The 21,849-nt window shown below is 38.9% G+C and carries 19 protein-coding genes, 2 tRNA genes, 1 other RNA gene, 2 pseudogenes and 1 other annotated feature; of the genes and pseudogenes, 16 read left to right on the forward strand and 8 right to left on the reverse strand.

Features of this window, described 5'->3' with window-relative positions:
* The first annotated feature begins 163 nt into the window (after window positions 1-163).
* The 7 genes from J416_RS00100 to J416_RS00130 all read left to right on the forward strand — a co-directional run bounded on the left by J416_RS00100 (window position 164) and on the right by J416_RS00130 (window position 6,317).
* The gene (locus J416_RS00100) at window positions 164-1,510 is read left to right on the forward strand and encodes a D-alanyl-D-alanine carboxypeptidase family protein (protein ID WP_003462415.1); all 1,347 of its coding nucleotides are present in this window, start codon (window positions 164-166) and stop codon (window positions 1,508-1,510) included.
* A 121-nt stretch (window positions 1,511-1,631) separates the two neighbouring features.
* A complete protein-coding gene (gene pdxS / locus J416_RS00105; RefSeq protein WP_003462417.1) occupies window positions 1,632-2,516 on the forward strand; it encodes a pyridoxal 5'-phosphate synthase lyase subunit PdxS in 885 nt (294 codons plus the stop codon).
* 21 nt (window positions 2,517-2,537) lie between these two features.
* Complete coding sequence (gene pdxT / locus J416_RS00110) at window positions 2,538-3,125, forward strand: pyridoxal 5'-phosphate synthase glutaminase subunit PdxT (RefSeq protein WP_003462420.1); 588 nt, start codon at window positions 2,538-2,540, stop codon at window positions 3,123-3,125.
* Window positions 3,113-3,332, forward strand: a binding site (T-box leader). It overlaps the preceding gene by 13 nt.
* Window positions 3,333-3,400: 68 nt before the next feature.
* Window positions 3,401-4,678, forward strand: a complete 1,278-nt coding sequence (serS, locus tag J416_RS00115; RefSeq protein WP_003462425.1) for a serine--tRNA ligase — start codon at window positions 3,401-3,403, stop codon at window positions 4,676-4,678.
* A 109-nt stretch (window positions 4,679-4,787) separates the two neighbouring features.
* Window positions 4,788-4,880 (forward strand) — tRNA-Ser (locus tag J416_RS00120).
* A 487-nt stretch (window positions 4,881-5,367) separates the two neighbouring features.
* The gene (proC, locus tag J416_RS00125) at window positions 5,368-6,195 is read left to right on the forward strand and encodes a pyrroline-5-carboxylate reductase (RefSeq protein ID WP_420805415.1); all 828 of its coding nucleotides are present in this window, start codon (window positions 5,368-5,370) and stop codon (window positions 6,193-6,195) included.
* A gap of 49 nt (window positions 6,196-6,244) precedes the next feature.
* Window positions 6,245-6,317, forward strand: a tRNA-Arg gene (locus tag J416_RS00130).
* 267 nt (window positions 6,318-6,584) lie between these two features.
* Here J416_RS00130 and J416_RS15585 read toward each other — a convergent pair.
* From J416_RS15585 to J416_RS00155, 6 genes are all read right to left on the reverse strand, one after another.
* Window positions 6,585-6,755, reverse strand: a complete 171-nt coding sequence (locus tag J416_RS15585) for a hypothetical protein (protein WP_156809467.1) — start codon at window positions 6,753-6,755, stop codon at window positions 6,585-6,587.
* A 471-nt stretch (window positions 6,756-7,226) separates the two neighbouring features.
* Window positions 7,227-8,015 (reverse strand): alpha/beta fold hydrolase, encoded by a 789-nt coding sequence (locus J416_RS00140; protein ID WP_003462433.1) that lies wholly within the window; start codon window positions 8,013-8,015, stop codon window positions 7,227-7,229.
* 17 nt (window positions 8,016-8,032) lie between these two features.
* Window positions 8,033-8,197 (reverse strand): hypothetical protein, encoded by a 165-nt coding sequence (locus J416_RS15590; protein ID WP_156809468.1) that lies wholly within the window; start codon window positions 8,195-8,197, stop codon window positions 8,033-8,035.
* A gap of 1 nt (window position 8,198) precedes the next feature.
* Entirely contained in the window at window positions 8,199-9,440 is a 1,242-nt protein-coding gene (locus tag J416_RS00145; protein ID WP_003462435.1) for a Ger(x)C family spore germination protein, read from the reverse strand.
* A complete protein-coding gene (locus J416_RS00150) occupies window positions 9,437-10,525 on the reverse strand; it encodes a GerAB/ArcD/ProY family transporter (protein WP_003462438.1) in 1,089 nt (362 codons plus the stop codon). The genes J416_RS00145 and J416_RS00150 overlap by 4 nt, the downstream gene beginning before the upstream one ends.
* Before the next feature lie 18 nt (window positions 10,526-10,543).
* Window positions 10,544-12,016 carry a spore germination protein gene (locus tag J416_RS00155; protein ID WP_003462441.1) on the reverse strand — a complete coding sequence of 491 codons (1,473 nt, stop codon included), beginning with the start codon at window positions 12,014-12,016 and terminating at the stop codon, window positions 10,544-10,546.
* A gap of 192 nt (window positions 12,017-12,208) precedes the next feature.
* On the opposite strand from J416_RS00155, the gene acsA reads away from it, so the two are divergent.
* Window positions 12,209-13,924, forward strand: a complete 1,716-nt coding sequence (gene acsA, locus J416_RS00160; protein WP_003462445.1) for an acetate--CoA ligase — start codon at window positions 12,209-12,211, stop codon at window positions 13,922-13,924.
* Between the two features lie 62 nt (window positions 13,925-13,986).
* On the opposite strand, the gene hmpA is transcribed toward acsA, so the two are convergent.
* Window positions 13,987-15,204 (reverse strand): NO-inducible flavohemoprotein, encoded by a 1,218-nt coding sequence (gene hmpA / locus J416_RS00165; protein ID WP_003462447.1) that lies wholly within the window; start codon window positions 15,202-15,204, stop codon window positions 13,987-13,989.
* Between the two features lie 172 nt (window positions 15,205-15,376).
* On the opposite strand from hmpA, the gene J416_RS00170 reads away from it, so the two are divergent.
* Window positions 15,377-15,811, forward strand: coding sequence for an RrF2 family transcriptional regulator (locus J416_RS00170; RefSeq protein WP_003462450.1), 435 nt, complete (start codon window positions 15,377-15,379; stop codon window positions 15,809-15,811).
* A gap of 19 nt (window positions 15,812-15,830) precedes the next feature.
* Here the strand turns inward: J416_RS00170 and J416_RS00175 are convergent, their stop codons facing one another.
* Window positions 15,831-17,126: a glycoside hydrolase family 18 protein gene (locus J416_RS00175; RefSeq protein WP_003462455.1), complete on the reverse strand. Its 1,296-nt coding sequence runs from the start codon at window positions 17,124-17,126 to the stop codon at window positions 15,831-15,833.
* Window positions 17,127-17,289: 163 nt separating this feature from the next.
* Between J416_RS00175 and tadA the strand changes: the two are divergent.
* The 7 genes and pseudogenes from tadA (at window position 17,290) to J416_RS00205 (ending at window position 21,519) form a co-directional block, all read left to right on the forward strand.
* A pseudogene (gene tadA / locus J416_RS00180) lies at window positions 17,290-17,774 on the forward strand (tRNA adenosine(34) deaminase TadA).
* Window positions 17,775-17,886: 112 nt separating this feature from the next.
* Window positions 17,887-18,152, forward strand: an RNA gene (gene ffs, locus J416_RS15220) — signal recognition particle sRNA large type.
* 144 nt (window positions 18,153-18,296) lie between these two features.
* Window positions 18,297-19,987, forward strand: a pseudogene (gene dnaX, locus J416_RS00185) (DNA polymerase III subunit gamma/tau).
* 24 nt (window positions 19,988-20,011) lie between these two features.
* Window positions 20,012-20,335, forward strand: coding sequence for a YbaB/EbfC family nucleoid-associated protein (locus tag J416_RS00190; RefSeq protein WP_003462459.1), 324 nt, complete (start codon window positions 20,012-20,014; stop codon window positions 20,333-20,335).
* Between the two features lie 12 nt (window positions 20,336-20,347).
* Window positions 20,348-20,944, forward strand: a complete 597-nt coding sequence (gene recR, locus J416_RS00195; protein ID WP_003462461.1) for a recombination mediator RecR — start codon at window positions 20,348-20,350, stop codon at window positions 20,942-20,944.
* A gap of 14 nt (window positions 20,945-20,958) precedes the next feature.
* Window positions 20,959-21,180 (forward strand): YaaL family protein, encoded by a 222-nt coding sequence (locus tag J416_RS00200; protein ID WP_003462462.1) that lies wholly within the window; start codon window positions 20,959-20,961, stop codon window positions 21,178-21,180.
* Window positions 21,181-21,255: 75 nt separating this feature from the next.
* A complete protein-coding gene (locus tag J416_RS00205; RefSeq protein WP_003462463.1) occupies window positions 21,256-21,519 on the forward strand; it encodes a pro-sigmaK processing inhibitor BofA family protein in 264 nt (87 codons plus the stop codon).
* The last annotated feature ends 330 nt before the right edge of the window (window positions 21,520-21,849 follow it).

Raw genomic sequence — 21,849 nt, forward strand, 5'->3', positions numbered from 1 at the left:
TCGATCCAACGATAACCATTTGTCTAATACCAAATGCTTGGTTACAAACTGTGTCAAAAATCTCATTTTCTATAGATGTCGGATGTGGTAAAATACTGTCGTGATAAAAAGAGTTTCTTATAAAAATAGATAGAGAAAATAAAACATTCGGAGGTAGGAAAACGTGAAAAATCTAATAACAAAAACTGTATCACTCGTTATGGCAGTGATACTTATATTTGCAAGTTTTACCACATTCTCATCCATTGAAGTTCAAGCTAATGAATCTGTATCTGTTCATGCAGAATCAGCGATTATTGTAGATGCGAAAACAGGGAAAATTTTATATGAGAAACAATCGGATTTAAAATTACCACCAGCAAGTATGACCAAAATGATGACAGAATACCTCGTATTAGAAGCAATTAATAACGGGGATATTAGCTGGGATACAACAACACAAATTAGTGATTATGCATACAGTATCTCTGCTGATAGTACATTTTCAGGGATAGGACTGAAACAAGACAAAGACTATACGGTGCGACAATTATATGAAGGCATGTCAATCATATCCGATAATGCGACAACGATAGCATTGGCTGAGTTAATTGCAGGATCGGAAGCAGAATTTGTTCAAATGATGAATGAAAAAGCGAAGGAAATGGGACTACCTGAGTATAAATTTGTTAATTCTACAGGTCTAGCGAATGAAGATTTAGGTGAGAACTATCCAGAAGGCACAGAAGCAAATGGCTATAATTTACTATCCGCTCGTTCTGCTGCACTTCTTGCTTATCACTTAATTAATGATTATCCAGAAGCGCTGGATTTCTCTAGTACAACCCGTTCTGAATTGGACAATCAACCGCTACAAAACTTAAATTGGATGCTACCAGAGTGGGACGATAATAACTTTGTACAGTATGGCTATAAAGGCGTTGATGGGCTGAAAACAGGTTATACAGATGAAGCGGGTTATTGTTTTACTGGTACAGCGAAGCAAGGCGATCGCCGGTTGATTACAGTTGTCATGAAAACAGGCAGTAAAGGAGAACGTTTTGAAGAAACGGCGAAATTGATGGATTATGGTTTTAGTCAATTCACTTCAGAAGAGCTATTTCCAAAAGGGTATCAGATTGAAGAGGAATCGACGTTACCTGTGACGAAGGGGAAAGAATCAGAAGTCGAAATTGCCACTAATACGAGTGTACAATCGATGATAAAAGAAGGAGAAAAAGATTTATACCAACTTCGTTATGAGATCAACGAGGAGAATTTAACGGGAGAAGGAGCGTTAGAGGCCCCTGTTGAAGAAGGCGAAAAAGTAGGCGAAGCTGTTTTAGAATATACGGGAGACGCGAATAATGATTATATTGAAGGGATCGGTGGAGAGCAACGCGTTGATGTAGTTGCAACGAATGCAGTCGAGAAATCGAACTGGTTTATGCTGATGTTAGGAGCGATCGGCGATTTCTTTGGCAATGTCTATCATACGGTTGTTGATACCGTACAAGGTTGGTTTAGCTAATCCCTCATTTTCCTAGTTATTGGCTTGGCTTTTTGGTTGCTGTATTATATAATAAATAAGGGAAAAGTAGAGAATCGATGAATGAAATAGATAAGCAATCAACATTTAGGAGGAACAAATTATGTCCAAAGTAGGTACAGATCGTGTAAAACGTGGAATGGCTGAGATGCAAAAAGGTGGCGTCATTATGGACGTCGTTAATGCAGAACAAGCCAAAATTGCTGAAGAGGCCGGTGCCGTTGCCGTTATGGCTTTAGAACGTGTTCCATCAGATATTCGAGCAGCTGGTGGTGTAGCACGTATGGCTGATCCCACAATTGTTGAAGAAGTGATGAATGCTGTCTCTATCCCAGTGATGGCAAAAGCACGAATTGGTCATATTGTTGAAGCACGTGTATTGGAATCAATGGGTGTAGATTATATTGATGAGAGTGAAGTGTTAACACCAGCAGATGAAGAATATCATCTGAATAAGAAGGAATATACGGTGCCATTTGTTTGTGGTTGCCGTAATCTAGGAGAAGCGACAAGACGTATTGGTGAAGGTGCATCCATGTTACGTACAAAAGGAGAACCAGGTACAGGTAATATCGTTGAAGCTGTTCGCCATATGCGTGAAGTTAACGCACAAGTTCGCAAACTAGTGAATATGTCTGAAGATGAAGTGATGACGTATGCCAAAGATATTGGTGCTCCATATGAAGTGTTACTACAAATCAGAGAGAGCGGCCGTCTACCTGTTGTTAACTTTGCAGCCGGTGGTGTAGCAACGCCAGCTGATGCTGCATTAATGATGCAATTAGGTGCAGATGGTGTATTTGTCGGATCGGGTATTTTCAAATCAGACAATCCAGCAAACTTTGCGAAGTCAATTGTAGAAGCAACGACTCATTATGAAGATTACGAGTTAATTTCGAAGATTTCCAAAGGTATTGGAACGGCTATGGAAGGACTAGAGATGAGTACACTTGCTCCAGAAGATCGGATGCAAGATCGTAGTTTTTAATACGAGCGAGGAGATAGCAGAATGGTACGAATAGGTGTTTTAGGTCTACAAGGTGCAATACAAGAACACGTAAGATCCATTGAAACAACAGGTGCAGAGACCGTTGTCATTAAACGAACGGATCAATTAGCAGATATCGACGGACTCGTGATTCCCGGTGGCGAAAGTACAACGATGCGCCGTTTGATTGATAAATATGACTTTTTTGAGGCACTACGTCATTTCGGTGAGCAAGGTTATCCTATATTCGGTACTTGTGCTGGTTTAATTTTATTGGCAAAGGAAATTGAGGGACAAGATCAAGCTCATCTCGAATTAATGGATATGACAGTTGAGCGAAATGCATTTGGTCGTCAGCGTGAATCATTTGAAGCAACTTTAGCCATTCAAGGTGTGGCGGATGATTTTGAAGCCGTATTTATTCGAGCACCGTATATTACACAAGTTGGTTCAGACGTAGAGATTTTGGCGACGTATCAAGACAAAATTGTTGCAGCTCAACAAGGGCATTACTTATGTAGTGCGTTTCATCCAGAATTGACCGATGATGACCGTTTGGCCGCATATTTTGTTGATATGGTGAAAAATATAAAAGGGATAAAACAATGATAGGAAATAGTAATTGCGTATCTTATGTACAGAGAGCCGGTGGTTGGTGCGAATCGGTATAAGACGTGATGAATCCATCCTAGAGTGGTATATCGAATCTTGTAGTAGATATACTCGGTCTTGCAAGCCGTTATCTTGTAATTAAGCCGGAAGAAAAATATTATTCTTCAACTAGGGTGGTATCGCGGGAAGACTCTCGTCCCTACTTTTTATGTAGGGATGGGAGTTTTTTGTTTATGGATATACAATGATTATAAATGAAGGAGGAGTACGTTATGCTTGATATGAAAATGTTACGGAAAAACTTTGATGATGTGAAGGCGAAGTTAGCACACCGTGGAGAAGATTTATCGGATTTGGATCGTTTCGGTGATCTAGATACAAAACGTAGAGAATTAATTGCTGAAACGGAACAACTTAAAGCCAAACGGAATGAAGTATCGAAACAAATTTCTCAGTTAAAAAAAGAGAAAAAAGATGCAGATGAGCCAATTGCGGAAATGAGAGAAGTAGGCGATCGAATTAAATCCATTGATGAAGAATTGAAACAAGTAGAAGAAGAATTAGAACAATTGATGTTGTCCATTCCTAATATCCCGCATGAATCTACGCCAATTGGTGAATCAGAAGATGATAATGTAGAAGTTCGTCAGTGGGGAGATACCCCTTCTTTCTCATTTGATGAAAAACCTCATTGGGAGATCGCAACTGATCTAGATATTTTAGATTTTGAACGAGCGGCAAAGGTCACTGGTAGCCGTTTTGTCTTTTATAAAGGTCTTGGTGCGCGATTGGAACGTGCTTTGATGAATTTCATGATGGATTTACACGCTGATGAACATGGTTATGAGGAAATGCTCCCGCCATACATCGTGAATCGAATGAGTATGACAGGCACAGGCCAATTGCCAAAGTTTGCAGAGGATGCCTTTAAAATTGATGACTGGGAGTATTACTTAGTGCCGACTGCTGAGGTGCCTGTGACGAATTATTATCGAGACGATATCTTAACTGTAAATGATTTGCCGAAAAAATATACCGCATTTAGTGCCTCATTCCGATCAGAAGCAGGTTCAGCTGGACGTGATACACGTGGATTGATCCGTCAGCATCAATTTAACAAAGTTGAACTCGTTCAATTTACGAAGCCAGAAGATTCTTATGATGTGTTAGAAGAATTAACAAATCATGCTGAAAAAGTCTTGCAGCTACTAGAGCTACCCTACCGAGTGATGAGTATGTGTACAGGTGATCTCGGATTTACGGCAGCGAAAAAATATGATATCGAAGTATGGATGCCGAGCAATGATACGTACCGAGAAATTTCATCTTGTTCGAATTTTGAAGACTTTCAAGCACGTCGAGCAGGGATTAAGTTTCGCAGAGAAGAGAAAGGCAAACCCGAATTTGTCCATACATTAAATGGATCAGGTCTCGCCATTGGCCGAACGGTAGCAGCGATCCTTGAGCATTATCAACAAGCGGATGGCACCGTTCAAGTACCAGAAGTACTCGTTCCTTATATGGGTGGAAAAACGGTGATTGCGTCATAGATGAATGGATCAGCAAACGTCTATTGTCAAAAAATTTTGGTGATAGACGTTTTGACTATTGACGTGTTTGTTTAGCTGTGCTATATTATTACTTGTCGTCAACAAATACGGAGGAGTACCCAAGTCTGGCTGAAGGGAGCGGTCTTGAAAACCGCCAGGGGCTTTGCGGCCCGCGGGGGTTCGAATCCCTCCTCCTCCGCCATAAATGAGACACAAAATTGGAGATTATAGATAGGAAAAATCGTTATTTTGGATAACGATTTTTTTATTTGGATTTAGAATGAATGGTATCAAATAGAAGAGAGTGAATCGGCTGTTTGCATTGAAAACTGATATATGAGTCAAACAGGAGAAAAGGAATGGACTGTTTGCATTGAAAATCGATATATAAGTCAAACAGGAGAAAAGGAATCGGCTGTTTGCATTGAAAACTGATATATGAGTCAAACAGAGGAAAAGGAATCGGCTGTTTGCATTGAAAATCGATATATAAGTCAAACAGAGGAAAATAAATCAACTATTTGCATTGAAAATTCATGTATCCATCATGGCACAAAAAATGAGTGTTATTGAGAGATATTTGATAAGATGTATTTATTGATTCACCGAACACTGAATACCTCCTGCCTATTTTTTCTTAATAGATCATTTGTGATAAAATAATAATAAATGACCGTAAAGGAAGCGATATTGTGGATCAGACCATTACTTTTTTAGGTGCAGGATCAATGGCAGAGGCCATTATTGCTGGTTTAACTTCAAAACAAATCGTAGCAGCGAATCAAGTGATTGCTACGAATCAATCGAATCTTGATCGTTTGCACACATTAGAAAACCATTATTACATTCGAACGACACAAAACAAAGAAGAAGCACTACGTGAAAGTGACATTGTTATATTAGCGATGAAGCCAAAAGATGTGACAGTAGCATTAGATGATGTGAAGGGTGAACTACGTGAGGATCAAATCATCATTTCAATTCTCGCTGGTATTTCAACGACATATATTGAACGTCAATTACCAAAACAAAATCCAGTGATTCGTGTGATGCCAAATACATCAGCGACGATTGGACAATCAGCCACAACGATTGCTGCAGGAACTAGCGCTTCGAGTGGACAATTAGCGGTAGTCGAGTCATTGATGCAGGCTATAGGAACGACGACGGTAATTAATGAAGCGGATATGGATGCCTATACGGCGATTGCAGGAAGCGGCCCGGCCTTTTATTACTATATGGTTGAAGCGATCGAGCAGTTTGTTGAGGATAAGGGGCTATCGATTGAACAAGCCAAACCATTAATGATTCAGACATTACAAGGTGTAGCTGAGATGTTGAAGACATCCGAGGATTCCCCAAAGATATTACGAGAAAAGATCACAAGTCCTGGTGGCACAACTGAAGCTGGACTGAATACATTATCATCGCATGATTTTCAAAAGATTGTGAAGGAATGTATGCAGCAAGCAGCTGAACGTTCTGCAGAGTTGAGAAAGATGTTAGAAGAACAGTAATAAATAGATTCGGCTATCGCTTGGCTGCGATAGCCTCTTTATAGAATGTGGCCCTATAGCTCAGAGGATAGAGCGTTCGTTTCCTAAACGATGCGTCGCAGGTTCGAATCCTGCTAGGGCCGTTGGTTTAAGAGTTTTCAATTAGTTGAAGTGGTAACCAAATGGTAACCACTTTTTTTATTGATCAGAAATACGATCTATCTTTGGCTTATTAAAAGCTTCCTCTAAACTTTTGGCAACTTCCCCTTGCATATTAGGCAACATGTGGGAATACGTGTCCAATGTCACTTGGATAGAAGAGTGTCCTAAACGTTCCTGAACAAACACCTAAATTAAACAACATAGAAGCGTGTGTATGCCCTAAATCGCAACAACAGTGATACTAAAGATCATTGCTCTTTTATATACTTTTTTCCTATGATGACGATAATGAGTGCCAAAATAAAAGCAATTACACTTGCTACATCCTTGACGATACTGCTACCGAGAAAATTAATAACGGTAAGAATGATAAGGATAATGAGTAGCAAATTAAGAACATTGTCTGCTACTGTTTTCATAATCACACCAACTTTTACATTTTTTGAAGTATCGTTTTCATCTATTATACTATATAATCAATATGAGGTGTACTAAATAATGGAATATTTGTTAAGGGAGTGAGTAGTATGGATATAATAGGATATATGATGGTGTCCATTTTTATATTTGGTGTTTTATATGGTTTTGTTCTTCAAATTCAGTATTTATTAACCATTAAACAGAATGAAAAATTGTCTGTAAACAGGAGATTATTGTATGGTCATTACCTAACCTGTATTTCGATGGCAGGCTTTTTAGTCACATTTATTCTGAATATATTGGTTAGTTTGGAAATGATTCATTCGCAAATTGTTACAAGTCATAGTACAAATATTATCTGTCTTATATTTCTTTTTGTGCTATTTACTGCAAAATTCATAATCACGCCTAGAAACTACTCAGCATTAAAGTAAGATAAATTCTTTGTTGTCCTTTACATACTCACAATCTCAGTCATCACTTGAGACAAGGCGTTTTCGCTTTAGCCATTCGCGGATGATTGCATTACATACATGTGCATGTTTTGTAGGGACTTGATGTTTTGACTTCCCGATATAGGCTATTTCAACGTCTTCTACTTGTTTTCGATACCTATGCTGATAGGCATGAATATAGAAATCTCTTGATCCATATAGCAACAATAAGGGCATTTGTAATTGAGATAATCGGTTTTCACAACTGTAATGTAGTCCAATCTCATATTGCCTTGCTAGACTTACTGGATCGGTTTGTTTCATTTCCTCAATCATTTCTGTGGCCACTTGATGATCGCGAAAGTGGTTTTTTGCTAATCCAATTGATAGCCATTTCATCCATTTTCTCTGCGCTATCCATATGCCGATTTGATATTCCTTTTGTAATAAAAAACTATTCACAGCATAATAGCCACCGATTAACATCAAGCCGATTGTCTTTTGAGGATACTTGAGAGCAAATTCCTGAGCAATGCATCCACCATTTGAATAGCCACATATCACTGCTCGATCGATTTGATTGGTATCTAATACTCTTCTCACGTCGTCGACAAGTTCATTCATCGTGAACGATGGATCGGAAGAATCGCTACGACCATCTCCGCGAATATCAAAAGTGATGACGGTGCAAATATCACGTAACTCTTTTTGATAATGAAATGTTACGTGTCCCATACCTGGAGGAGCAATCAATAGGAGTGGGCATCCGTGGCCATTCATTTGGTAATATAAGTCGGGTTGATCGGCGTCTCTACAGATGGGCATCGTGATCTCACCTTCCGTTATCGTAATAATTGATAAAAAATTGTTATTGCGATGATGACTGGGGCTAAAGTGAGTATCGCAGTTCCTCCCCAACGATTGCCGTCTTGAAAGGTTTGTCGGCTGTGAACAATACAACGGTACACAACAAACAAACATAATAAATAGACGAGAAAGGTTTGCACTTTAATCCCTCACTTCATTGATCTTTGAATCATTAATCATCTTGCCAAATTCTAATTTATCCATTTTGTATGTTACAGAAACCTCAGCATTCGGATAAATCTTTTTATGCCAGTCGGCTTTTTCGTATGCTTTAATATTTTTGAAATGTGGTCGAGCATACAATGACCAATAAAAAGGGTCAGATCGGTATTGGGTCTGTGACTGTTCAATAAATGCAGACGTTTTTTCTTCAAATCGTTGGATGATTGCTTTTCGTAGTTTTTGACGTCCTTTACGATTTTGCGAATAATCCACCAAACTCGGAATGGCAATTACTTCAATCTGAAACGGGATTTCAACCTTAATGGTACTTGGCTTATTTTTGTGATACGTAAAGTCAATCTGAGGCGATTGTTTTTGCGAGTAATCATACGTGATACGAAAATCTGGTTTGACTGGGTCGGGCATAGTAGCAAGGAAATCCTTCATGTCCATCGTTTTATCTAAAATATGAGAAAACCGGGTTTCTTCACCAGTTAATGTATCAATCATTTGTCCTTCTTTAAAAACGGCTGAGCCCATAAATTGTGTTGGAGAACCGCCCCTCTGAGGTATTTCCCCCGCTATATATTGATCTTGTTCTCCGTTGTCCTTTTGATCAGATTGCATAGTTGTCGCATAAATACCGAGGAATAAGTCAGCATCTCCTTCAGTAATTTGAAAAAAACGATGAAGTGTAGCATTTGGAATAATACCGGTTTGCTTCGCACGGGATAACATAAATTGGTAATATTTATGTGGGCGTTGTTCCATAATCGGTTGATTATTATTAATAAAATCACTGGCTGATTCCTTTGATACAACGAGTTCGACACCTCTTCTAATTTGAGGCGTACGGGAACCTGACTGAATGATGCCGAGGAAATCTTTTGAACGTGCTAATTCTTCGGATATGACAATAATTTTTGTATGATCGAGCGTAATTTTTTTCGAAACGAACGAATTGGCGGTATTAGTTGCACCTAGGATATCGGAACCTTTGACGGTGACTATTTCTGCTGGTGGTTCATTAGGACCGCTTTGTACAGCTGCAGATCCTACTGCTGGATTGGCAATCTGATATGTATAATTGTATTGTCCTTCTTCTTCGGTTTTGTCGATGCCAACAGCGATCACATACGATTGTTGTTCTAATTCGATTCGGTCGAAACAACCTGTTAACATGATCATGGCTATTGCAATGAAGAAAACATGTCCTTTCATCGTTTCAGCTCCCCTTTCCATAAAGCAATGAACCATAACATGAAGGGTAACAAAATAAAAAATGGTGACATAATCATTAACAAGTTTTCTCGTAGTACAAATTCGTTATAAATGCTATTAAAAGGTAATAGCCCGGCAATAATCACTAAATAAGCGAGTGGTAGTAAAAGTGGCTCGAAATTTTTAATATGAAATATCGTACCGAACATCCATGCGATAAGATAAAGAAATACAATAAACTTAAGATAAGCAGCAAACAGCCAAAAAACCATAAATAAGGTTTCAATATTGGTGAAAAATTGACCGAATTGGACGTATTGCGCAATATCGTGAAAAGGAAAGGCTATTTTTTCGACAGAGTTATAGTCAAAAACGGTGATGTAAATGAAATAAAATGCGATGATTTCTAGAAAAGCAATGATTGAAGCAACAACGGCCCCTTTACGAAACATTGCTTCTTCTTTGGCTGCTTTATAAGCGATCAATAAAAAGAATAATTCAGCAAAAATCGCTGCCTTCTTCACCCCTTCTGATAGGATCACGGGTAAACCAGATCCGAATATGGGGAAAATACGTTCATAGACCATGCTTCCTAAAACAAGCCAAATTAGTGTGAAAAAGGAGATTTTGATGATCGGTAGGGCAATCCAGGATGTATAGCCGATGACTTCAATGCCTTTCTTGGCACCAAAGAAGCTAACCCCGATAAAGATAAAGAAAATAAAGATCGTAGGTGATTCTGGAAAGTATAAGACTTTAATTTGCTCTACATAATTTCTGCTATCTAGTGTGAGTGTGCTAAAGGCGAAGAGAAATATTATTATGCTTATTAATTTTCCTATTGTTTTGCCTAGTATGGATTCGATCAGTTCCATTAGATTTTTATCACGGAATCGCTTGAGTAAATAGATCATTAGAAGAAAGCTCGGAAAGATGACAACAAAGGACACAATGGGTATCAACCAAAATCCATTTTGGGCTTTCTGTGCAAATAACGAAGGAGTAGAATCGGCTGCTTTGATCGCAACAAGCATTAAAACAATGGCGAAGATTTCTTTTGTTTGTAGAAAGCCTTGGTTTTGCATAAGCGAACCACCTTTTCTTTATCGATGCCGTTTTTTTACGAGATCCTTTGGTTTTAAATAGTTGGGCCGTAACCATTCTCTTCTTATCACTTTGCGAAAAATCGTATCATTTGGTGAGAGAAAATGAGGAGACATCGGTGAAAAATAGGGTACACCAAATGATTTAATCGACGCTGTGTACATGACAAAGAGAAGAAATGCCCCGACGAGTGACAACATGCCAAAGAACCCTGCTGCAAATATAAAGATAAACCGCGATATTCGAATCGTAAAATTAATATTAATTTCGGATAGAGCAAAGGATGATAAACCAGATACCGCTGCGATAATGACGATAATCGGACTGATGATATTTGCTTCAACAGCCGCTTGCCCAAGTATGAGCGCACCGACAATACCAATCGTAGGTCCTAACGGATTAGGAATACGAACGCCAGCTTCTCGAATAAGTTCAAAGGCAACTTCCATAATGATGACCTCAAAGATTAATGGAAAAGGGACGCGTTCTCTCGATGCCGTAATGGCTAGTAATAAATCAGGTGGGATCATTTCGCTGTGAAAATTGGAAACCGCTACATAGATAGCTGAGATCAATGATGATAAGAAGAAACAGAGCAAGCGGATGGCTCGACTGAAATTCCCGTAGAGAAAACGTAAGTAACGATCTTCTGGTGTATGAAAAAAACACCAGAAATTCACTGGAACGATAAGAGCAGCAGCCGATGTGTCCATTAGTAAAATAATAAATCCATCCTCTAAATAAGATGTTGCCTTATCTGGTTTTTCGGTATATAAAATGGTAGGAATTAGTGAATAAGGTCGTTCTTCCAAATATTGTTCCAACAGTTCAATATTGCGGACGGTATCAACATTGATGTCTTTGATTCGTTGGCGGACGTTTTCTAATATGTCTGGATTGACGAGGTCCTTATTATAAAGAATGTTGACTTCGTTTTTTGAGCGCTCCCCGACTTGGATTCCTTCGTTGATTAATTGTGATTGATGTAATTGTTTGCGAATTAAAGAGATGTTGGCGTTTAACGACTCCGTAAAGGCATCTTGAGGTCCTTTAATTACATTTTCATTCTCAGCCTTAAAGATATTGCGATGTTCGAAGGAAGCAATATCCATACCATATGCTTGTGAATCGTGATCTACAAATAACACAGCTTTTCCACTATTAATATATTCTTTAATGGTTTCAAAATCGGTTAAAGCTTGTATATTGTTAACGGAAACAATATCAGTGATATCTTTACCTTCGTTTTCTAACAAAGGTTTAATAATATGTAGATTCATTTGCTCGCCGTTGACGGTCGAACTATAATAAAACATTCGCCCTTGCTTTTGATTGAAAGCGATCGTTAGTGAACGCATCGAAAAATCTTTATTTAACCCGTACGAAAACTGTTCCTTCATTGTTCGCACATTCTCATTCAAATGACGAGATACGTTGGGCGATTCCTTCTTCAGCATGCGAGATCGACGCATAAAGATCACACCTTTATAAATATCCTAATGCTTAGTATGGTTCATTGATGAAGAAACTATGTGAACCATTCACATAAAAATTTTTTGTAAAATATTTGATTTTTTCCGTAGATTCGATACAATTGAATTAGATCCTTAAACAAGGTTCTTTTATTTTGCAAACGTTTACAAATTTCTGGAGAGGTGATGAAGATGGAAACGACTACGATTGATGTCCGTCAAGGAGATTTTAATGTAGAGGATGTTGAGACTTTACGTAAAGATTTCAATTGGGAAGAAATGAAAGCAACCTTTAGTTGGTATCATACAGGAAAAGTCAATATGGCATATGAAGCGATTGATCGTCATGCAGAAAATCCAAATAAAAAAGATCAAATAGCGTTACTGTATTCATCACCAAAGCGAGAAGAGTCACTCACATTTGATCAATTACGTAAACGAAGTAATCAATTTGCCAATGTATTAAAAAAGTATCATGTAAACAAAGGGGACCGTGTGTTCTTATTTATGCCAAGAAGCCCTGAATTTTATGCTAGTTTCTTTGGTATATTGAAAGTAGGTGCTGTTGCTGGCCCGTTATTTGAAGCATTTATGGAGCAAGCCGTTCGCGACCGTTTAGAGGATAGTCAAGCTTCGATGTTAATTACGACACCCGAACTATTAGAACGTGTCCCTGTTGATGAATTACCAGATTTAGAGAAAATTGTACTCGTTGGTGCAACGGGGGTTGATGTAAGTAACTATATTGACTTTGATCATGAAATGGAAGGTGCTTCCGAATCGTTTGACATCGAATGGGTTGATTTAGAAGACGGTATGGTAATGCATTACACCTCTGGTTCGACAGGAAAGCCGAAAGGAGTCTATCATGTCCATCATGCGATGATTCAGCATTATGCTACGGGCAAATGGGTACTGGACTTGACAGAAGATGATGTGTATTGGTGTACAGCAGATCCAGGTTGGGTGACTGGCACGAGTTATGGTATTTTTGCTCCGTGGTTGAATGGGGTAACCAACGTCATACGTGGTGGTCGTTACTCTCCTGAATCTTGGTATGAAACGTTAGCCAAATATGATGTGACGGTTTGGTATACAGCACCAACAGCATTACGGAAATTAATGAGTGCAGGGAAAGATATTGCTAAACAGTATGATTTGTCGAAAGTTCGTCATATATTAAGTGTAGGTGAACCGCTGAATCCTGAAGTGATTACATGGGCATTGGATGCTTATGATCGACGGATTCATGATACGTGGTGGATGACTGAAACAGGTGCGATGTTAATTGTGAATTTACCTTGTATGGAAATACGTCCTGGCTCCATGGGCAAACCGATCCCTGGTGTAGAAGCATCGATTATCGATGATGATGGAAATGAACTTCCACCTTATCAAATGGGTAATTTAGCGGTGAAAGAAGGTTGGCCTTCGATGATGCGCGCGATTTGGAAACGACCTGAGAAATATAACAGTTATTTTATAAATGGTTGGTATGTATCAGGAGATAGTGCATATATGGACGAAGATGGCTACTTTTGGTTCCAAGGACGTCTAGATGATGTGATTAATACATCGGGTGAAAGAGTTGGACCATTTGAAGTGGAAAGTAAATTAATCGAACACCATGCTGTATCCGAAGCTGGAGTGATTGGTAAACCAGATGCAGAACGTGGTGAAATCATAAAGGCGTTTATTACACTTAATCCTGGTTATGAGAAAGACGACGCTTTATTAGAAGAGATTCGTCAATATGTCAAAACTGGATTAAGTGCACATGCCGCTCCTCGAGAAATTGAAATTACCGATACTATTCCGAAAACGAGAAGCGGGAAAATCATGCGCCGTTTGTTAAAGTCGTGGGAGCTTGGGCTGCCAACTGGAGATACATCTACTTTAGAAGAATAAGTTGATCATGAGGCTGTCCCTAGTGTTTACTGGGAGTCAGCCTCTTTTTCATTTGGCATACGTTAGTCTAGGCTTCCTTTTGGGCCGAAAAATTCATAGTGGATATCATCAGGATTCACATCCCAAGTAGCTAATGCTTGATTGATGGCTTTCATAAATGGCTGTGGTCCACAGAAATAAAAAGATGCTTCTTTTGTTGGAAGAATCGATTGTAACCATTCAAGCGTCACATAGCCGGTTTTATCACATTGGTTTGTATCTTCTGGGCGTTCATAAACGACATAGCTACGCACTTGTGGATGTTTCTCTGAAATCTCAGCAACTTGCTTTTTTAAGCCGTGCACACGTTCATGTTGGGCTGCATGAATGTAGTAAATGTCTCGATCAGGTTGTGAATGCACAGCGGTTTCTAACATACTCGTAAGTGGTGTCAGACCAACGCCACCGCTTATTAATACAAGCGGTTTTGTTTTATGATCTAAGACAAAATCCCCTGCTGGTGCACTAATCGAGATGATATCTCCTTGTTCAACGGATTGGTGTAAATAAGATGAGACAACACCTGCTGCCTGACCACCCATTGCATCTTCACGTTTAATGCTAATTCGGAAATATTCTTGATTTGGTCGACACGATAAACTATATTGCCGTTGACACGTATAAGGTAGGTCGGGGATATCAACTTTCACCGTGATATATTGCCCGGGTTGATATGTCGGAATGGCTCCACCATCCGCTGGTTTTAAATAAAAAGATGTAATTACATCGCTCTCTTTCTCTTTAGCGACGATGGTAAAATCACGATAACCTACCCATCCACCTTCTGTTTGTTGAACCTCTTGATACATATCTTCTTCCACATCGATAAATACTTGGGCAATTTGCTGATAGGCTTTTTCCCATGCATCAATAATATCGTCTGTTGCAGCATCTCCTAATACATCTTGCATCGCAGCTAATAAGTTCTCACCGACAATCGGATAATGTTCCGGTTGGATATTTAAACTACGGTGCTTATGAGCAATTTGTTTCACTTCAGGTAAAATCGTTTCTAACTGATCAATATTTGCTGCTGCGGCATATACCGCATTCGCAAGCGCTTGTGGTTGATTTCCTATCCGTTGATTGGTTTGGTTAAAAATGTTCTTTAATTCAGGATGTTTGTGAAATAGTCGCTGGTAAAATCGAGATGTGATATCTTTCCCATACTTTTCTAATACTGGGACCGTGCTTTTTACCGTTTCAATGGTTTGTTGATCTAATTCAGTGGCTGTAGACATCATCTATCCACTCCTTTTAAACATGTATTTTTAATACATCTTTATTGTATAGAAAATAGTTCCACAGGTTCAATAGGAAAACAGAGAAAAGTATGACAATTCTGTTAAGTGGAGATGGTCAGATCAACAAAAGTCCGTTAAAATAAGAGAGGAAGGGAAAGGAGCAAAAGACATGCGGCTAAAAAAATATACCGATTACGCGTTACGTGTACTAATGTATAGTGCAACGCATGATAATAGAAAAGTGAGTATTAAGGAAATTGCTGATACATTTTATATTTCAACAGAACATATTCGAAAAGTCGTTCATCAATTGAGTCAATATGAATATATCGAAACGACAAGAGGGCGAAATGGTGGCATTGTATTATCAAAATCACCAGCATCAATTAATATTGGAGCGGTGATTCGAGTGATGGAAAATGATTTTTATTTATTAGAATGTTTTGATGAGGAGCATAATCAATGTGTCATTACACCAGCTTGTCATTTGCGACATGCTGTTGGTAAGGCGATGCATGCGTTCTTTCAAGTGCTTGATCAATATACGCTAGCAGATTTAGTGGTCAATAAAGATCAATTACGGACACTAATGGAAGATCATTGAAGAAAGAGATGGGCTCTGTTTACTCCATCTCTTTCTTTTCGATCGTAAAGTTATCATCTAACAATAGCCAGTTTTGTGGGAAAGCTAGCCCTAATTTCCAATAACTAATCCCGCGCAAGTTCTTTTCTTTAATGAGGTCAAATTTTGCTTGAATGGATCGAGCATCTTCAAACCATACTTCATGACGGTTCCCTTCTGCATCTGTGTAAAAAAAGAACGGTGCCTGTGCTTCTTCATCAAACTCAATGGTTTGGTTATATTCTCGTGCTAATTGGACGGCTCTTTGAGGGCTGACCGCTTCAGCAATGTCTCCGCCAGGTTCATAAGGCAATGTCCAATCGTATCCATATAAATTTTGTCCAAGTAAAATTTTTGATGCAGGCATTTCCGTTAATGCATAGTTCACGACATCTGTAACCGGGCCAATAGGTGATACCGCTCGGGGTGGTCCGCCACTATATCCCCATTCATAGGTCATTAATACGACGAAATCAACAATGTCTCCATGTGCCTGATAATCATGCGCCTCGTACCATTGTCCTTCTTGCTCAGCACTTGTTTTAGGTGCGAGTGCTGTAGATAGCATTAAGTTATTTTCTTGTAATCGTTGTTTCGCTTTACGTAAAAAGGCGTTATAGTTTTGACGCGTGTCAGCAGGCAAAAATTCAAAATCAAAATGAACGTCTCCGTATCCCTGTTGATTCGCTACTCGAACAATTTCATCTAACAATCGGTTTTGTACGTCTTCGTTCGTAACGATGATGCGTCCCAGCTCTTGGCTAAAACCACCCTCTTCTAGATTCGTGACGACTAGCATCCGAACAGTATTTGCTTGATTTGTAATGCTAGCAAATTGATTTAAGGGTGGAGGTGTAAGGTTTCCTTCTCTTGTCACTCGGTATGAGAATGGTGCTAAATAAGTTAATTGATTGGCATGTTTACGGACAGCATTTTCTAAAGTATCTGATACGCTATCTCCGGTTGGCTCTGCATACGCATTGACTTCAATGGTAGGTTTTGCTCTTTCGGGAATATATAATCTTGTTCCGATCGACAATGGTTGATACATATTGATTTGATTCACATTGGCTAGCTCACTCGCTGTAAGACCAAATCGTTGGCTAATGGAATAAAGACTATCACCAGCTTGAACCGTGTAAAAATCACCGTAAATCGGAATCACTAATGTTTGCCCGACAACTAAAGAATTTTCAGGATTGATTTCATTGGCACTGGCAATTGTGTTATACGTGATCCCGTATTGATTGGCGATGGAATAAAGACTGTCTCCTTGTTGCACAACATAAATTTCCACAAAACGTGTCCCCTTTCTTTCACTATATGGGATGTATGAAGCGAGATACGGTCTATCCATACTATATGAAACAAAAAAGAATTTAGAACGATAGGTTTTGACTTGCGCGAAGGTTTCAGTTTTTGTACGTTGAAAGAAGGAAAAACGAAACGAACAGGCATAAATGGGGTGTGGGATAACAGTGAATGATCAAGAATTTATGGGATATGCTATAGAAGAAGCGAAAAAAGCAGAAGCATTAGGAGAAGTTCCGATCGGGGCGATCATTGTGTATCAAGGTGACATTATAGCCTCTGCCTTTAACTTGCGAGAGAAGTTACAAACAACGAGCTCGCATGCAGAAATGTTAGCTATTGATAAGGCTAATGAAACGATGGGGAGTTGGCGTTTAGAGGATTGCACGCTTTATGTTACATTGGAACCTTGTCCGATGTGTGCTGGTGCGATTCTTCAGTCTAGAATCGCGCGTGTTGTATATGGTGCTAATGACCCCAAAGCAGGATGTGCTGGACGATATTTAACTTACTAGAAGATGATCGCTTTAATCATCGTGCTGAAGTAGAAGCAGGTGTACTTGAACAAGAGGCAAGTCAACTGCTATCAGATTTTTTTCAAACACTTCGGAATAAAAAACAACAAAGAAAATAGAGAATTTATTTTGGATGAAGTTAACAGTCCATTGTCATTGCATTTTTTATTAAAACGCGTTATACTAAGTATTGCGCTTTAATTAGCGCAAATGAATATGTTAGCAAATTTGCCGTGCTAGGTGGGGAGGTAGCGGTGCCCTGTACTCGCAATCCGCTATAGCGAGGCTGAATTCCCTTGCTGAGGTGGCCTCACTTTAAGGTCTGCCTTAAGGGAGTAGTGTGGACACTTAGGTCCTGCGCAACAGGAACTCGTGAACCATGTCAGGTCCGGAAGGAAGCAGCATTAAGCGATTCTTCTTGTGTGCCGCGGGGAAGCCTGGGTCGAGCTACAAACTTAAGTAACGCTTAGGGTGAAGTCATCAAGCTTGGGGCACGGCTTTATATAATGTCCATACACCTCTTGTTTTTTAAAAAGCAAGAGGTTTTTTGTATAACATACGTTTACTACTCGTGATTTAAGTCAGGATTTGCTACAATAAATGTACAAGTAGGTATTAGCTGTAAAAGGAGACTATCATAAATGGCCTATCAAGCATTATATCGCGTGTGGCGACCGCGGAATTTTGAAGATGTAGTTGGACAAACACATATTACTCGAACCTTACAAAACGGTATTATGCAGGATAAATTTTCGCATGCCTACTTATTTTCTGGACCACGAGGAACGGGAAAAACAAGTGCAGCAAAAATCTTTGCGAAAGCAGTCAATTGTGAGAATGGGCCTGCATTCGAACCGTGTAATGAATGTGACGCTTGTTAGGTATTCAAGACGGATCAAACGCTGATGTGGTTGAAATTGATGCCGCTTCAAACAATGGTGTCGAGCAAATTCGTGATATTCGAGATAAAGTGAAATTTGCACCAAGTACGGTCACATATAAAGTCTATATTATTGATGAAGTGCATATGTTATCAATCGGTGCATTTAATGCTTTATTAAAAACATTAGAAGAACCACCGAAGCATGTCATCTTTATTTTAGCAACAACCGAGCCTCACAAAATTCCGCTGACAATCATTTCACGATGTCAACGATTCGATTTTAAACGAATTTCCCAATCGGCCATGGTGGAACGCATGCGGGATATTGTTCAGAAAGAGGGCATAGAAGTAGCAGGCGATGCTTTAGAAGCAGTTGCTTTATCTGCAGAAGGCGGGATGCGCGATGCATTAAGTTTGCTAGACCAAGCCGTATCTTATAGTGAAGCGCAAGTGGTATTAGATGACGTATTAGCTGTAACTGGAGCTGTCTCCCAAGCGCAATTAGCAGAAATTACACAAGCTTTACATGAAAAGAACGTCCATGAAGCGTTAGTAGCCATTGACCGATTTATTCAAAATGGAAAAGATCCTGGACGATTTGTGTTTGACTTCATTTATTATTTGCGCGATATTTTGTTATACCAATCTGCGCCTTCTTTAGAAAATGTGCTAGAACGAGCGGTGGTAGATGAAACGTTTCAACAATTAGCTGATGCATTAGATGGGGATTGGATTCAACAAGCCATTCAAGAATTAAATCGTTGTCAACAAGATATGAAATGGACCAATAGCCCGAAAGTATTTATGGAAGTTGCGATGTTGAAAATTTGTGATGCACAATCAAATTCGGCTACACAGCCATCGAGTCAACATGGGTCCTATGATCAATTATTAGAAAAGGTCACGCAATTAGAGAAAACCGTGCAACAGTTGCAACAACAACCGCATCAAGTAGAGGAAAAACAAAAAACAGAAACGAACAAACGAACAGGATCATCCAACCGAAAAAGTTATAAAATTCCATATGATCGAATCCGTAAAGTGATGAATCATGCATCAAAACAATCGTTGAAACATGTGAAATCACAATGGTCTCGTTTTATGGAAACGGTGAAAAAACAAAGTGCACCGGCGCATGCGACCATTCAAAATAGCGATCCGTGTGCCGCGTCTGAAGAGGTTTTGATTTTATCGTTTAAATATGAAATTCATTGTTCGCTTGCACTTGAGCATAAACAAACGATAGAATTAATATTATCGGATATAATGGGAGCATCGTTCACTTTCATTCCAATCCCAGAAAATGACTGGAAGCATTTGCGCGAAGAATATATACGTAAGCAAAATCAGTCGTCAGACAACAAGGAAGACACAACAGATGAATCAGATCCAGTCATTGAAGAAGCTCGTAAATTAGTAGGCGATGATTTGTTAGAAATACATGATTAATGAAAATTTTTAGGAGGGATTTCCATGAAAGGCGGAGGAAATATGAATAAGATGATGAAACAAATGCAAAAAATGCAAAAAGATATGATGAAAGCGCAAGAAGAATTACAAGACATGTCATTTGAAGCAACTGCTGGTGGTGGAATGGTTAAAGTCACAGCAAACGGCAAAAAAGAAATCACCGATATTGATATTAGTGAAGAAGTTGTAGATCCGGATGATGTCGAAATGTTACAAGACCTTGTATTAGCAGCAACAAATGAAGTATTGAAGGAAGTCGAAGAGAAAACAAATGAAACGATGGGACAATTCACGAAAGGTCTTAATTTACCTGGAGGCATGTTCTAGGAGGAATGCATCATGTATTATCCAGAACCGATATCAAGATTAATTGATAGTTTTACAAAATTGCCAGGAATCGGCCCGAAAACTGCCGTCCGCCTGGCATTCTTTGTGCTGAATATGGAAGAAGATGATGTGCTTGATTTTGCAAAGTCGCTAGCAAATGCAAAACGAGAACTGACGCATTGTAGCAACTGTGGACATATTACCGATCAAGATCCATGTGCCATTTGTCAGGATGAGGTACGCGATTCATCGGTTATTTGTGTTGTCCAAGATCCCAAAGATGTGATCGCTATGGAAAAAATGAAAGAATTTAACGGGCGTTATCATGTACTCCATGGCGCTATTTCCCCGATGGATGGGATTGGGCCAGAAGATATCAATGTGCCGGCATTGATTAATCGATTGAAAGAGGAAGAAGTAGAAGAATTAATCTTAGCGACGAATCCGAATATTGAAGGGGAAGCAACAGCGATGTATATTTCGAAATTAGTGCGTCCTTCGGGTATTCGTACCACTCGCATTGCTCATGGATTACCGATGGGTGGAGACTTAGAATATGCAGATGAAGTCACTTTGTCAAAAGCGCTAGAAGGCAGAAGAGATGTATAACAGAAGGTGAGTAAATGAAGCGTGCTAAAAATCTCAAGAAAAAGAATCTAGATCAAGCAATTTTAACGAATATCTTTCAGTTGAAAAAAGAATGGACAAATCTTGAAGCCATTATGGAACGAAGTATAGATCCTACGAATTCGGGCTTATACGAATTGGCTGTCAAAAAGGCGAAATACTTTTATTTGATTAGAGAAGCAAGAAAGAGGGATCTGTCAGCTACGAAAATAAAATAAGAATCCACGTCTATTTACTCTTCTTATTTCATATAACATGTAATAGAGGATATAAAATAAGAAGGAGACAAGCATATGAATGGTTGGATTATAGCTGGATTATTGCTTCTTATCGGATTTTTACTTGTCAAAGGAATACCGGTCCGATTGATGCATGTATTAGGGAAAGGAACAATGAAAATAACCATTGGATTGTTGTTTTTGTTCTTTTTTAACTTGTTTGGTGCTTCTTTCGGATTGCATATTCCGATTAATGTGTTTACGGCAGTGATTGTTGGTCTATTAGGTATACCTGGGATTGCTTCATTAACTGCATTACAAATTTTCGTTATTGGCTAGAAGTCTAGTGAAAAGCTAGGCTTCTTTTTATTGGGACAGGCTTTTATATGATGAACATTTCTTCAGTCTAATATGGAATAATGATATCGTAAAGCTTAAAACAGAGATCTATCATTTTTGATATTCAATGGAATATATTTCTGTTAAATTCTCTATTGCATAGCTAAGTTAACGCGTGATATATTATAAAAAGTCGCTTTTCACAGCGAACTTCATACGCAATCAAAACAAAAACAATTTCAAATTGATATTGACATTGTTTTGTGAAGATGATATATTTATAAGGTCGCCATAAAAAAGGACGACAAAATATTGATCTTTGAAAACTGA

The sequence above is a fragment of the Gracilibacillus halophilus YIM-C55.5 genome (genome assembly GCF_000359605.1).
Lineage (GTDB): Bacteria > Bacillota > Bacilli > Bacillales > Amphibacillaceae > Gracilibacillus > Gracilibacillus halophilus.

Coding starts and splice junctions, on each gene's coding strand:
- pdxS (WP_003462417.1), top strand. CDS start 1,632: ATGTCCAAAGTAGGTACAGATCGTGTAAAACGTGGAATGGCTGAGATG.
- pdxT (WP_003462420.1), top strand. CDS start 2,538: ATGGTACGAATAGGTGTTTTAGGTCTACAAGGTGCAATACAAGAACAC.
- serS (WP_003462425.1), top strand. CDS start 3,401: ATGCTTGATATGAAAATGTTACGGAAAAACTTTGATGATGTGAAGGCG.
- J416_RS15585 (WP_156809467.1), bottom strand. CDS start 6,755: ATGAAAACAGTAGCAGACAATGTTCTTAATTTGCTACTCATTATCCTT.
- J416_RS00140 (WP_003462433.1), bottom strand. CDS start 8,015: ATGCCCATCTGTAGAGACGCCGATCAACCCGACTTATATTACCAAATG.
- J416_RS00145 (WP_003462435.1), bottom strand. CDS start 9,440: ATGAAAGGACATGTTTTCTTCATTGCAATAGCCATGATCATGTTAACA.
- J416_RS00150 (WP_003462438.1), bottom strand. CDS start 10,525: ATGCAAAACCAAGGCTTTCTACAAACAAAAGAAATCTTCGCCATTGTT.
- J416_RS00155 (WP_003462441.1), bottom strand. CDS start 12,016: ATGCGTCGATCTCGCATGCTGAAGAAGGAATCGCCCAACGTATCTCGT.
- acsA (WP_003462445.1), top strand. CDS start 12,209: ATGGAAACGACTACGATTGATGTCCGTCAAGGAGATTTTAATGTAGAG.
- hmpA (WP_003462447.1), bottom strand. CDS start 15,204: ATGTCTACAGCCACTGAATTAGATCAACAAACCATTGAAACGGTAAAA.
- J416_RS00170 (WP_003462450.1), top strand. CDS start 15,377: ATGCGGCTAAAAAAATATACCGATTACGCGTTACGTGTACTAATGTAT.
- J416_RS00190 (WP_003462459.1), top strand. CDS start 20,012: ATGAAAGGCGGAGGAAATATGAATAAGATGATGAAACAAATGCAAAAA.
- recR (WP_003462461.1), top strand. CDS start 20,348: ATGTATTATCCAGAACCGATATCAAGATTAATTGATAGTTTTACAAAA.
- J416_RS00200 (WP_003462462.1), top strand. CDS start 20,959: ATGAAGCGTGCTAAAAATCTCAAGAAAAAGAATCTAGATCAAGCAATT.
- J416_RS00205 (WP_003462463.1), top strand. CDS start 21,256: ATGAATGGTTGGATTATAGCTGGATTATTGCTTCTTATCGGATTTTTA.